Source organism: Halomonas sp. SCS19 (assembly GCF_040147015.1).
Lineage (GTDB): Bacteria > Pseudomonadota > Gammaproteobacteria > Pseudomonadales > Halomonadaceae > Halomonas > Halomonas litopenaei.
Map to the genome: position 1 here is coordinate 1,935,956 of NZ_JAMSHN010000001.1, position 12,750 is coordinate 1,948,705.

General features: G+C 63.6%; 9 protein-coding genes. 6 read left to right on the top strand and 3 right to left on the bottom strand.

The genetic code is table 11. From position 1 onward, the window contains the following. Positions 1-42: 42 nt before the first annotated feature. A complete protein-coding gene (locus NFH97_RS08380; protein WP_045990973.1) occupies positions 43-801 on the top strand; it encodes a glycosyltransferase family 2 protein in 759 nt (252 codons plus the stop codon). Positions 802-841: 40 nt separating this feature from the next. Next, complete coding sequence (locus tag NFH97_RS08385) at positions 842-2,476, top strand: sulfatase-like hydrolase/transferase (protein ID WP_108131939.1); 1,635 nt, start codon at positions 842-844, stop codon at positions 2,474-2,476. 110 nt (positions 2,477-2,586) lie between these two features. Here the strand turns inward: NFH97_RS08385 and waaF are convergent, their stop codons facing one another. Beyond that, positions 2,587-3,660: a lipopolysaccharide heptosyltransferase II gene (gene waaF / locus NFH97_RS08390; RefSeq protein WP_502878690.1), complete on the bottom strand. Its 1,074-nt coding sequence runs from the start codon at positions 3,658-3,660 to the stop codon at positions 2,587-2,589. After that, the gene (gene rfaD, locus NFH97_RS08395; protein WP_108131940.1) at positions 3,653-4,609 is read right to left on the bottom strand and encodes an ADP-glyceromanno-heptose 6-epimerase; all 957 of its coding nucleotides are present in this window, start codon (positions 4,607-4,609) and stop codon (positions 3,653-3,655) included. Before rfaD ends, waaF begins: the two co-directional genes overlap by 8 nt. Before the next feature lie 92 nt (positions 4,610-4,701). Here rfaD and glyQ point away from each other — a divergent pair, with 92 nt between their 5' ends. Both glyQ and glyS read left to right on the top strand, forming a co-directional pair. Next, entirely contained in the window at positions 4,702-5,664 is a 963-nt protein-coding gene (gene glyQ / locus NFH97_RS08400; protein WP_349624679.1) for a glycine--tRNA ligase subunit alpha, read from the top strand. A 2-nt stretch (positions 5,665-5,666) separates the two neighbouring features. Next, positions 5,667-7,733, top strand: a complete 2,067-nt coding sequence (glyS, locus tag NFH97_RS08405; RefSeq protein WP_349624680.1) for a glycine--tRNA ligase subunit beta — start codon at positions 5,667-5,669, stop codon at positions 7,731-7,733. A 686-nt stretch (positions 7,734-8,419) separates the two neighbouring features. Here glyS and NFH97_RS08410 read toward each other — a convergent pair. Continuing rightward, positions 8,420-9,586, bottom strand: a complete 1,167-nt coding sequence (locus NFH97_RS08410) for a zinc-binding dehydrogenase (RefSeq protein ID WP_349624681.1) — start codon at positions 9,584-9,586, stop codon at positions 8,420-8,422. 204 nt (positions 9,587-9,790) lie between these two features. On the opposite strand from NFH97_RS08410, the gene NFH97_RS08415 reads away from it, so the two are divergent. Then, a complete protein-coding gene (locus tag NFH97_RS08415; RefSeq protein ID WP_349624682.1) occupies positions 9,791-10,750 on the top strand; it encodes a LysR family transcriptional regulator in 960 nt (319 codons plus the stop codon). A 188-nt stretch (positions 10,751-10,938) separates the two neighbouring features. Further along, a complete protein-coding gene (gmhB, locus tag NFH97_RS08420; protein WP_124804525.1) occupies positions 10,939-11,508 on the top strand; it encodes a D-glycero-beta-D-manno-heptose 1,7-bisphosphate 7-phosphatase in 570 nt (189 codons plus the stop codon). The last annotated feature ends 1,242 nt before the right edge of the window (positions 11,509-12,750 follow it).

A 12,750-nucleotide genomic window follows, 5' to 3' on the forward strand; every position in this document is an offset into this window, starting at 1 on the left:
TGGCACCAGCACCCCATCAAGCCCTTCGTATAGGCAGGCCCCATGACCCCGATTACCGGCATCATCATTACCCTCAACGAGCAGGACAACGTCGAGGAGGCCATCGCTTCGCTGGCTCCGGTGTGCGACGAGGTGATCGTGGTCGATTCCGGCAGCAGCGATGACACCGTTGCCCTGGCCGAGGCCGCCGGCGCTAGAGTGATCCATCAGCCCTATCTGGGCGATGGCCCGCAGAAGGCCTTCGCCGTCCCCCAGGCGTCCCATGACTGGATCCTGGCGCTGGATGCCGACGAGCGCCTGGACGACGACGCCGTGGCGGCGATTCGCGAGCTGTCGCTGGACGACCCGCGCAAGGCCTACCGCTTCAAGCGTCGCAACTTCGCCGGCCGCCACTGGATTCGCGCGGCGGGGTTCTACCCGGACCCGGTGACCCGGCTGTACAACCGCACCACCTCGGGCTATCTGCCCAAGAAGGCGCACTCCTCGGTCCAGGCACCGGAGGTGGTCGACGTGGACGCCCATCTGCGTCACTTCACCTACCGTGACCTGTCCCACTGGATGCAGCGCATCGATCAACTGTCGACCCGCGACGCCTGGGCGATGAAGGAACGTGGTGTCACCCCCTCGTCGACTCGTCCCACGCTGCACGCGATGACAGCCATGCTGCGCAAGCTGGTGCTCAAGGGCGGGCTGCTGCAGGGCCAGGATGGCATGACCGTCGCCATCACGACGGCATTCCATGCGTACATGAAGTATGCAAAGCTGAACGAACTGTACGAGAACGAGCGAGCCGATCGCTGATTCGTATCGGTTTCACGGAACGACACCTGGCGCCTCGATCATGCCCCTGCACCGCCCCGCCACCTCGACCTGGCTTCGCTGGGCCGTCCATCTGATTCTCGGCCTGTCCGTGGGCCATGCCCTGGTCATGGTCACCCGGCTGCCCGGCTGGTGCCTGCCGCTGCCGGCACTGGTGTGGTGTGCCCTGGCCGGATGGAAACGCTGGGGCGCACCACCTCCACCACGGCTGCGGGTGCAGGTGATCCCCTGGGCGCTGGCGCCACTGGCCTTCTGGGGCATCTACGTCTACCTGGCCAACAGCTTCGGCCAGGTAGACATGGGCGCGGTCTATTTCCACCTGCAGGCGGGCATTGCCAAGCACGGCGGCAGCGAACGCAGCGTGGCGGCGATACTGTACACCGCAGCCATGTTGCTGATTCTGGCGGCCTACACCTGGCTGGTGCGAGCCGACTACCGCTGGCAACGCTGGGACCACTGGCTGGCCTTCGTGCTGCTGGTCGCAAATCCGATGTTCTACTCCATGGGCCAGCGCGGCGCGGCGGTGGTCACCGACCCCGGCACCTGGCTGGAGCGTCGCTACGTCGAACCGGTGATCCTCAAGGCGCCACCGCAGCCTCCCAACCTGCTGTTGATCTACCTGGAGAGCCTCGAGCGTACCTACGCCGACGAGGCCCGTTTCGGCGACGCCTACGCCGACCTGGCCGCCTTGGAAGCGGATGCAGTGGTGTTCGACAACGTTCGCCAGCTCGACAACACCGGCTGGACCATGGCCGGCATGATCGCCAGCCAGTGCGGCACACCGCTGATGCCCGCCGGCCTGCTCCACGACAGCCAGTTCGAGCCGCTGCACCACGTGGTACCCGGAGTCGCCTGCCTGGGAGATCTGCTCGCGGGGCTTGGCTACCGCCAGACCTTCATGGGCGGCGCCAGCACTGAATTCGCCGGCAAGGGGCTGTTCTACGAAGACCACGCCTACGACCGCGTGCTGGGGCGCGAGCAGCTTGCAGGCCGCCTCGACGACCCGGACTACCTCAATAGCTGGGGCCTCTACGACGACAGTCTGTACGCCATGGCGGAAGAGGAAGCAAAGCGCCTGGATCGTCAGGACGGTCCCTGGAACCTGACCGTGCTCAATCTGACCGCCCACGCCCCGGCGGGCTATCCGGCCAGGGCCTGCCAGGCCAATCAGGGCGAGCACGATGGTGTGGATATCCTGTACGCGGTGAAATGCTCGGCCTGGCTGACCCGCCGGCTGATCCAGCGCCTTGGCGACCAGGGGCTGCTGGAGGACACCCTGGTGGTGATTGCCAGTGACCATCTGACCATGCGTGTCTCGGCCTGGGATCAGCTGATTCAGACGCCTCGCACCAACACCCTGATGATGATGGGCAATGCGCTGACGCCCCAACGCATCTCGACCACCGCCACCACCATGGACACCCTGCCGACGCTGCTGGAGGCGATGGGCTTCACCATCGACTGGCACCGCGCCGGACTGGGCGTCTCGCTGTTCTCGAACGATCCGACCCTGGCCGAACGCTACGGCCTGGAAGCGCTCAACGGGTACATGCGTGAAGAAACCGCGCTGCAGCAACGCCTGTGGCAAGGCCTGGCCCCGGCGTATCGCAACGACGGACAGCCCGACAGCCCGCCCGAGGCGCCCCAGCAGCCTTGACCTTGGCGTCTACCTGCCTGGGCGCCCATATGAAGAGTAGCGGCGACAGGGCGCCTGGATGACGACCAGGACGGCTGGACAAGGCTTCACAGACGACACCTTGCCCCGGATCACTCGTTGCTGGCGTCGATCCGGTTCGGGGCCTCGTCTGTCAGGATCGCCTCCAGCACGCTGTCCACAGTGATCTGCTTGAGGCAGTTGGTATGCCCGAGCGGGCAATGTCGCTCGAAGCAGGGCGAGCAGGACAAAGCCAAATAGTGAATCCGGGCGTTGTCGGTCAGCGGCGGCGTATAGGCCGGCGACGAGGAGCCATAGATCGCCTGGATACGCGTCCCTACCGCGGCGGCCACATGCATCAACCCGGAGTCATTGGTCACCACCTGACGACAGTCGCCAAGCAGGTCGACGGCATCCTCCAGGCGGGTCGCGCCACACAGGTTGTGGGCATGCTCGAGACCGGTCACGATCTCCTCGCCCGCCGCATGATCCTTGGGCCCACCCAGCACCCTTACCTCGAACCCTTGAGCAATCAGCTCCCCGGCCAGGCGATGGAAGTAGGCCAGCGGCCACTGCTTGGCGGGGCCATATTCCGCCCCTGGCATCAGGCCAATGGCAGGACGCACGCCGAGTCGATGTTCATCATGCAACCGCGCCAGGTTGATCGCATCCTGATGCAGCCGTGGCTGGGGGATCTCGAAGTCGCCGGCAGCGGCAGCGTCCGCCGGCAGCCCCAGCGAGACGAAGCGCTTGACGGTCTGGTCAAGCACGTCGCGCTGCAGCTCACGGCGCTCGTTCAACAGGCCAAAACGGTGTTCCCCGGTGAAGCCGGTTCGCCTGGGTATCCGCGCCAGAAAAGGCACCAGTGCCGACTTCCAGGAACGCGGCAGCACGATGGCATGATCGAAGCGTCCCTTGAGCGACCTGGCCAGCCGTCGTCGGGCGGAAAAGCCGAAGACGCCGTGTCCGACGGCCAGCTCGACGACCTCGTCGACCTCATCCATGCGCTCGAGGATCGGCCTCGACCAGGCAGGTGCCACCACCGCCAGGGCGGCGGCGCCCTGCTGCTTCAGCGCCTTGAACAACCCCTGGGCCATGACCATGTCACCGACCCAGCTGGGACCGACCACCAGCAGCCGCTGGCCCGCCAGCCGCGGCTGCGCCATGACCGGCGCAGCTTCAGCCATTCAACCACTCCAGATAGCGGGTCACGCCCTCGGCCACGGTGTGGAATTCCTTGTCGTAGCCGGCCTCGCGCAGCCGCGAGATATCGGCACGGGTGTAGCTCTGGTAGCGCCCCTTGAGCTCTTCCGGGAAGTCGATGTAGTCGATGCGGCCCTTGCCGTAGAAGTCGATGACCGTCTCGCCGATGGTCTTGAACGGCTCGGCGCGGCCGGTACCGAGGTTGTAGATTCCCGACACCTCGGGGTTGTCCAGAAACCACAGATTGACGTCGACCACGTCGCCGACATAGACAAAGTCACGGCTCTGCATGCCCGCGTCGTAGCCGTCCCAGGCGCCGAACAGGCGCAGGTTCTCGCCGGCGCTGATCTGGGTGTGGTGATGGAAGGCCACGCTGGACATCTTGCCCTTGTGCTGCTCGCGGGGACCGTAGACGTTGAAGTAGCGAAAGCCCACCACCTGGGTCTTGAGTTCGGCCTGGCGCGAGCGCACGTACTGGTCGAACAGCAGCTTGGAGTAGCCGTAGACGTTGAGCGGCTTCTCGTGCTCGGGGGACTCCACGAACACCTCGCTGCCGCCGTAGGTGGCCGCCGACGAGGCGTAGAGGAAGGGAATGCCCTCCTGCTCGCAGAAGTGCAAAAGCTCCTTGGAGTAGGTGAAGTTATTCTCCAGCATGAAGCGTCCATCCCACTCGGTGGTGTCCGAGCAGGCACCTTCGTGGAAGATCGCCTCGATGGGCGGAAGCTGGTTCAGCTCGCCGCGCATGTGGGCCTTCACCCGGGACAGGAACTCGTCCTTGTCCATGTAGTCCCCGAGGGTCAGGTCCGCCAGGTTGACGAACTTGGTGCCGTCCCGCAGGTCATCCACCACCAGGATGTCGGTGCGCCCCCGGTCATTGAGGGCCTTGACCAGATTTGAACCGATGAAGCCGGCTCCGCCTGTTACTACGATCATGGGAAAACCTCTGTTGGCGCTGTGCCTATAACCGAATTGCCTGTGATTGTATACTTGACGGCTCGTGAATTCATGGCCAACGGTGCTTCCCAATGACACAGTCGACGCCAGACGTGGCAACCTTCCAGGGCCTGATCCTCGCCCTGCAACAGTACTGGGCCGAACAGGGCTGCGTGATCATGCAGCCGCTGGACATGGAAGTCGGTGCGGGCACCTTTCACCCGGCCACCTTCCTGCGCTCCATCGGACCCGAAACCTGGAACTCGGCGTACGTTCAGCCGTCTCGCCGTCCCACCGATGGCCGCTACGGCGAAAACCCCAATCGCCTGCAGCACTACTACCAGTTCCAGGTGGTCATGAAGCCCTCCCCGGCCAACCTCCAGGAACTGTATCTGGGGTCGCTTGAGCGTCTCGGCATCGAGCCGCTGGTCCACGACATCCGCTTCGTCGAGGACAACTGGGAGTCACCGACCCTGGGTGCCTGGGGACTCGGCTGGGAGGTCTGGCTCAACGGCATGGAGGTGACCCAGTTCACCTACTTCCAGCAGGCCGGCGGTATCGAGTGTTTCCCGGTCACCGGTGAGCTGACCTACGGCCTCGAGCGCATCGCCATGTACCTTCAGGACGTGGACAGCGTCTACGACCTGGTATGGACCATCGCACCCGACGGATCCCGCGTTACCTACGGTGACGTCTACCTGCAGAACGAGCGCGAGCAGTCCACCTACAACTTCGAGCATGCCGACGTGGACGCCCTGTTCGGCAACTTCGACCACCAGGAAAGCGAGTGCCAGAAGCTGCTCGCCGCCAACCTGCCGCTGCCGGCCTACGAGCAGGTACTCAAGGCCTCCCACACCTTCAATATGCTCGACGCCCGCCACGCCATCTCGGTCACCGAACGCCAGCGCTATATCCTGCGCGTGCGCACCATGGCCCGCGACGTGGCCCACGCCTACTACGCCTCACGCAAGGCGGCCGGTTTCCCGCTGGCCCCGGAAGCGCTGCGACGTGAACTTCTCGACGACGAACCCCTTGCCGCACAGGGAGACGCATAAGCATGGCCGCCCACACCCTCTTGCTTGAACTCGGCGTGGAAGAACTTCCGCCGGGAGCCATCGACACTCTCTCCGACGCCTTCGCCGAGGGCGTGCGTCGCGGCCTCGCCGATGCCGGCGTCGACTTCCAGGGCGTCACCGCCTACGCCTCCCCCCGCCGGCTGGCGGTACGGGTCGAGGCACTGGCCGACAAACAGCCCGACCGCGACGTCGAAAAACGCGGCCCTGCCCTGGCGGCAGCCTTCAAGGATGGCGAGCCAACCAAGGCAGCCCAGGGGTTTGCTCGCTCCTGCGGCGTCAGCGTCGATGAACTGATCCATCTGGAGACCGACAAGGGCACCTGGCTCGGCTACCGCGAACAGCAACAGGGCGAGGCCACCGTCGCCCTGCTGCCCGCCATCATCGACAAGGCTGTGGCGGCCCTGCCGGTGCCCAAGAACATGCGCTGGGGCGCTTCCCGCATCGAGTTCTCCCGCCCGGTTCATTGGCTGGTGGCGCTCTACGGCGACCAGATCGTACCCGCCACGGTGCTGGGCCTTGAGGCCGGCCGCGAGACCCGCGGACACCGCTTCCACGCCCCCGAGGCCATCGCCCTGAAACATGCCGACGACTACCTCGGTGCCCTGGAGGATGCCTGGGTGCTGGCCGATCGCAGCAAGCGTCGCGAGCGCATTCGCGAACAGGTACTGGCCGAGGCAGAACTGCTCGAAGCCACCGCCGTCATCGACGAGGACCTGCTGGAAGAAGTCAGCGGCCTGGTCGAGTGGCCGGTGGCGCTGACCGGCAGCTTCGACGAGCGGTTCCTCGAGGTGCCGGCGGAATGCCTGATCTCGTCGATGAAGGCCAACCAGAAGTACTTCCACCTGCTGGATGCGGACGGCAAGCTCAAGCCCGCCTTCATTACCGTGTCCAATATCGACAGCCGCGAGCCGGACAAGGTCATCGCCGGCAACGAGAAGGTGATTCGCCCTCGTCTGGCCGATGCCGCCTTCTTCTACGAGACCGACCGCAAGCGCCCGCTCGCCGAGCGCATCGAGGGCCTCTCCAGCGTGGTGTTCCAGAAGCAGCTCGGGACGCTCGCCGACAAGGCCAGACGCAGTGCCAACGTGGCCGCGCACATCGCCAGCCGGACCGGCGGTGACGAATCCCGCGCTCGCCGTGCTACGGCCCTGGCCAAGTGTGATCTGGTCACCGAAATGGTGCTCGAGTTCCCGGAGCTTCAGGGCATCATGGGGCGCTACTACGCCGAGCACGATGGCGAAGACGCCGAGGTCGCACGCGCGCTGGAAGAGCAGTACCTGCCGCGGTTTGCCAGCGACGCCATCCCCCAGACCCTGACCGGACAGGCCCTGGCCATCGCCGATCGCCTGGATACCATTACCGGGATCTTCGGCATCGGCCAGCGCCCCAGCGGTACCAAGGACCCCTTCGCCCTGCGCCGTGCTTCCATCGGCGTGCTCAATATCCTGGTCAAGGGTGAGCTGGATCTGGACCTGCGCGAGCTGCTCGAGCTGGCCGTGGCCCAGCATGAGGCGCTGCCCAAGGCAGACGGCCTGGTCGATGACGTCCTTGGCTACATGCTCGATCGCTTCCGTGCCTGGGCCCAGGACGAAGGGATCGGTGCCGAGGTTTACCTGGCGGTGCGTGCACGCCCGGTGACCCGCCCGCTGGACTTCGCCCGTCGCCTGCGCGCCGTGGCGCAATTCGCCACGCGTGATGAAGCCGCCGCCCTGGCCGCCGCCAACAAGCGAGTCGGCAACATCCTGTCCAAGCAGGATCACGATGGACGCACCGAGGTCGACGAGAGCCTGCTCTCCGAGGACGCCGAGAAGGCCCTCAAGAACGCCGTGGCAGCTTGCCAGGAGCAGGTCGCTCCGCTGTTCCAGCAAGCCCGCTACAGCGACGCTCTGGACGTGCTGGCAAGCCTTCGGGCACCGGTCGATGCCTTCTTTGACCAGGTGATGGTCATGGCCGAAGACGAAGCCGTTCGTGCCAATCGTCTGGCCCTGCTGGCAAGCCTCCAGGCGCTGTTCCTCGAAGTAGCGGATATCGCCGAACTGCAGCAGTAATCCAGCCCCTGGTGGCAACGAGGCCGGTCCCGCAAGGGGCCGGCCTTTTTTTGTATCGACAGGCTGAGCCCGCCCGGCACGCCACCCCACGGCCCCAAACCTTCTGAACCCTTCATAGGGGATACCACAGCCGCTACGAACGCAGGAGTGAGCCAATGGGATGTCGCATGGAGAGTCAAACCTGGCGATGCAGAGTGTGGCACTCGCCACCGACGTTTCACGTGGAACATTGCCCAGATAGAAAGCGCCGGCGGCGACAATGTTTCACGTGGAACATACAGGAGTACAGGCAAGGGCAGGCTCTCATGTTTCACGTGAAACCCGCCCCGCTTGATGTACCTCCAGTACGCCGCCTGTTGCTTGTACCCCAACGCGAGCCCTGAGCCTCACGACCTCTGCTTTTCTTGGCGCCCCGCCTCCGTCGCTTTACTCAGCGCCCCGTCTCCGCCACTTTACTCAGCGCCCGGCCTCTGCCGCTTTACTCAGCGCCCCGACTCCGCCGCCTTACTCAGCGCCCCGACTCCGCCGCTTTACTCTGAGCCCCGATTCCGCCGCGCTACTCTGCGCCCCGATTCCACCGCGCTACTCTGCGCCCCGATTCCACCGCGCTACTCTGCGCCCCGATTCCACCGCGCTACTCTGCGCCCCGATTCCACCGCGCTACTCTGCGCCCCGATTATGCCGCTTTACTCAGCGATACGTTCCGCCAGCCGCTGATCCATGATCACCAGCGTCTTGCCCAGTTCGAGATCATTGTCCTGCGGGTCAGTTGCCGACAGGCCCACGCTCGGGCGGCGCTCTCCTATGGTGCCCGAACGCAAGCCACTGCTCACGGCGCCGTTGGCGAGCCACTCAGGCAAGTCGTCAGCCCTCAGACGACGTCCGATAGCGGGCCTGAGTCCGTGGCGATCCATATAACGGAGCATGGCCTCCAGGTCGTCACGGCTGCCGACGCTGATCCCTTCCAGATGCAGCAACTTGCGAATCGCCGGTCCCACCAGATCACCCTCGACACGGCCACTCTCGAGAAAGCCCACCAGGGCGATATGCCCATTGGTAGCCATTGACGGCAGAATGGCATCGACCAGAAACTGCCCGCCCACCACATCGATGGCACGCCCTACGCCAACCGACTCGGTGATGGCCATCACCTGGGACGCCACGTCGGCCGCCCCGCCCTCCCGGCCGATCACCGCTACCGCGCCTAAATCCCTGAGCCGTGATGCCAGAGCGGGTCGCGACGTCACCACAATAGGCCGAGCACCGGCCGCAGCTGCCATCTGCAGGGCCTGCAGCGACACGTTGCCGGTTCCCGCCAACAGCAGGTAACGGCCCTTCAGCTCATCCAGGTCGCCAAGCGACTTCCAGGCCGTGACGCCGGAGATCGCCAATGCAGCGGCTTCCTCGAGCCGCCAGCCAGATGGCACGGCAACCAGCGCACGACGGGGAACGATGACCTCCTCCGACAACCAGCCATCACCAGGACCGCCCAGCTTTGAGGCGTGATAGGACTCCTTGAAAGCACCAGATATCCAATCGATGGTGTAGTGGCCCAGCACCGGTTGTCCCACCTCGAGATCAATGACATCCCTTCCCGTTTCCAGCACCACCCCAGAGCCTTCAGACAGCGGCACGAAGGGGCGTGTCATCTGCGGCAGATAGCTGCCGTCCTGCAGCGCCCTGTCGCGGTAGTTCAGCCCGACCGCAGCGACCCTGACACGCACTTCTTCGCTGGCCAGGTCACGACGTGCTACCTGGTATTCATGGATTCCTTCAGGCCCCACCCTGTCAGAGCGGAATTGACGAAAGTGACGTAGCGATACCAATGGGCGTAGACGAGCTTCCAGTAACATGGGAACAACCTCCTCGTTGGTCTTCCCCTATCCTGGCCCGTCCGAGACCAGCGCAGTAGCGAAGCTCACGGAGTACTGTCTTGCGCTAGACTCAACAATGAAGCCCCGAGTCAGAGCCGTCTCTCGCCGCACCGGCGCCCATCGACCCTGGCCCCATAGCGACTCGTGCAATGACCAACCCCTGCCTCTGGACGAAAGTGCACCATGCCATCCCATCACGACACACTGGTCGCTGGACTGCTTGCCCTGGTTGAAGTGGCAAGATATGGCTCACTGCGTGCGGCCGGCGAACAGCTCAACCTCACCAGCGGCGCGGTCAGCCGTCGCCTCGATGCGCTGGAGTCTCGGCTCGGGACCAAGCTGTTGCACCGGACCACCCGTGAGGTTTCACTGACCCTGGCGGGCCGCACCTACCTGGAACGCGCCGTCCCTGCTCTACGGTTACTCGACAAGGCGGCGGATACCTTGCAGGACATCAGTGACCGACCGCGAGGACTGATCCGCCTATCACTACCGGTCAATTTCGGCCGAATCCATATTGCGCCCTTCCTCCCCGAATTTCTCGAACGCCATCCAGACATTGAAGTGGACGCCGACTTCGACGATCGCTTTGTCGATATCGCCTCATCCGGGCACGATCTGGCAGTGCGAGTCGGGGTGCTCGAGAACTCTCGCTTGGTCGCCCATCCCTTGGCCGCAGATCAGCGCATGCTGGTGGCGTCGAAGGTCTACCTTCAACGCCACGGCATACCACGTCACCCATTGGACCTGCTGCACCACAACTGCCTTCACTACACACGTTTCCAGGGTATTCAGCGCTGGCCACTTCGCCGAGGCGACGAGGTTCACAACGTGCCGGTCAGCGGAAGCTACAGAGCGAACTATGGGCACGCACTGGTGATCGCGGCAGAGGCAGGCATCGGCATCCTTCACACCTCCCGTTCCATCGTCGGGGCCTCGCTGGAAGCCGGCAGGTTGCTCCCCGTGCTCGAGGACTGGTCGCTACCGGACATCAGCATCCACGCGCTGCTTCCAGGACGGGATCCTCCAATGCGGGTACGAGCATTGCTCGATCACCTGAAAGACTCGATACCCACATCACTGGCGACAGCCGGCGCGACAGGCTTGGACACCGACACTACGTCGCCACCACTTTTGGACTAGGCGCTGTCCGAAAAGTCGACGAGCGAAGGTTAGACAGGCAGCAACAGCGCAGGGTTGGTAAAAACTGCGACCTGGGCCACAGACACGGCCTCGTCAGCACCTGATTGTTTCACGTGAAACATGCCCCTACACTGGGCCGATTGCGTGACAGCAACCACCCTTACCCATCGCATAGACTAGGTAGACCCATGGCCCCACGACTCGTCATTCTCGACCGTGACGGAGTGATCAATCAGGACTCCGACAACTACATCAAGTCGCTCGCCGAGTGGGTCCCCTACCCCAGCGCCATCACCGCCATCGCCCGCTTGTCCCAACAGGGCTGGACCGTCGCTGTTGCCACCAACCAGTCAGGCATCGCGCGCGGCTACTACGATGAGGCGACGCTGGAGTCCATGCACACCAGGATGCTGAGCCTGGTGGAGGCCGAGGGCGGTCGGATCGAGCATATCGCCTACTGCCCTCACATTAGCGAGGACCGCTGTGATTGCCGCAAACCCTTGCCCGGTCTGCTCCGCCAGATACAGGATGCGCTTGCACTCGACAGCCTGGAAGGCGCCTGGATGGTGGGCGACAGCTACCGGGATCTCGAGGCAGGCGCTGCCATGGGCTGCCGCCTTGCATTGGTGCGTACCGGCAAGGGCGAGCGCACACTAGCCAAGCATCCAGAACTTGGCCGGACAGACAGCGAGGCAGAGGTCTATGACGATCTCGCTGGTTTTGTCGATCAACTGCTGCAAGGAAACCTGGATACCTGAAACGACCCTGCATCAGGCTCGCCCCCTCGTCACCCCTCGCCACCCCTCGGCGAGCCTCCAAGCCTGGCCGCCGACGTGGTTATCCCTTCATCTATCTGCGACTGCCAAGCCCCATGTTTCACGTGAAACATGGCGGCTCGCATTCTTCGTATATCAACGTCCAAACAACAGGTTAGAGCACGGGAAAGCTCTTGCGACTTACCCGCCCGGGAGGTCGTGGTGCTCAATTTTCGGTCTTTCCGTGATGACTGCGAGTGCAATGTATCGAGCCCCCTCCGGACAGGTTCCCGCACGTTCCATATAGTGCGACAACCAAGGCACCCGTCTTAAGCGAGAGACTCATCAGGCCCCAAATAACATGACGTGGATAACAAGACGCGTGTAACAAGATCCAGGCAGCAAGACACAGATGGCAAGACGCGGATCGCAAGATGCGGATAGCCAGACACGGTCCCAGCCTTGGAATCTCAGATCTGATGCCGTGATGTTTCACGTGAAACGTTGCGGAGGAGCGAGGCCACGGACGCAGCTCGATTATGGCTTGCCGTACGCTCTCGTCTGCCCCCCCTTCCGACCATCCCTTCCCCCCCCCCTTCCAACAGCTCCTTCCAACAACACCTCCATTCCTCCCTTTCTGATTCCCTCCTTCCATCCCCCTTCTTTGAGATGACGCCAGCAGTATCGATACGCCGCCTTTTTGACCACTTCAATGTCATCGCGCAAGCCGGATACCTTCCTCCGAGTATCTGCCTGAAGCTCGGGTACTCCCCGTACTCGGCACGAATGCTGATATCGACCAGACATTTGATATCAAAGAGGCGTAAGTCCTGGCTTGAGCAGCTGACCTTATATCGCCAGATGTTTCACGTGAAACGTGCAGGCCGCGCCGCGATGTCCTCAAGCTCCTGCCCACCATACGATCGCCATGGTGACACCGCGCCTTCGTCTTTCCTCTACTGACATCCAGCTACGTCCACTGACTTCCATTGCCGACACACCGCGCCCACTCACCACCCACTCACCACCCACTCACCGCGTTCGCCAGCAGAATCGGACGACCGCAGCCCATGGCGTGCGGTCAGATGTGTATCTGCTCATTCGCGATACACCCTCGCCGGATGGCAATAGAAGCCTGGTGCACCCCGCCCTCTCATAGCGGGCCTTTCAAGAAACCAGCCACCCAGCCATCCAACCATCCGGCCGCTGGCAAACTACTGATACTAGAACAGAAAAAACCCCGAT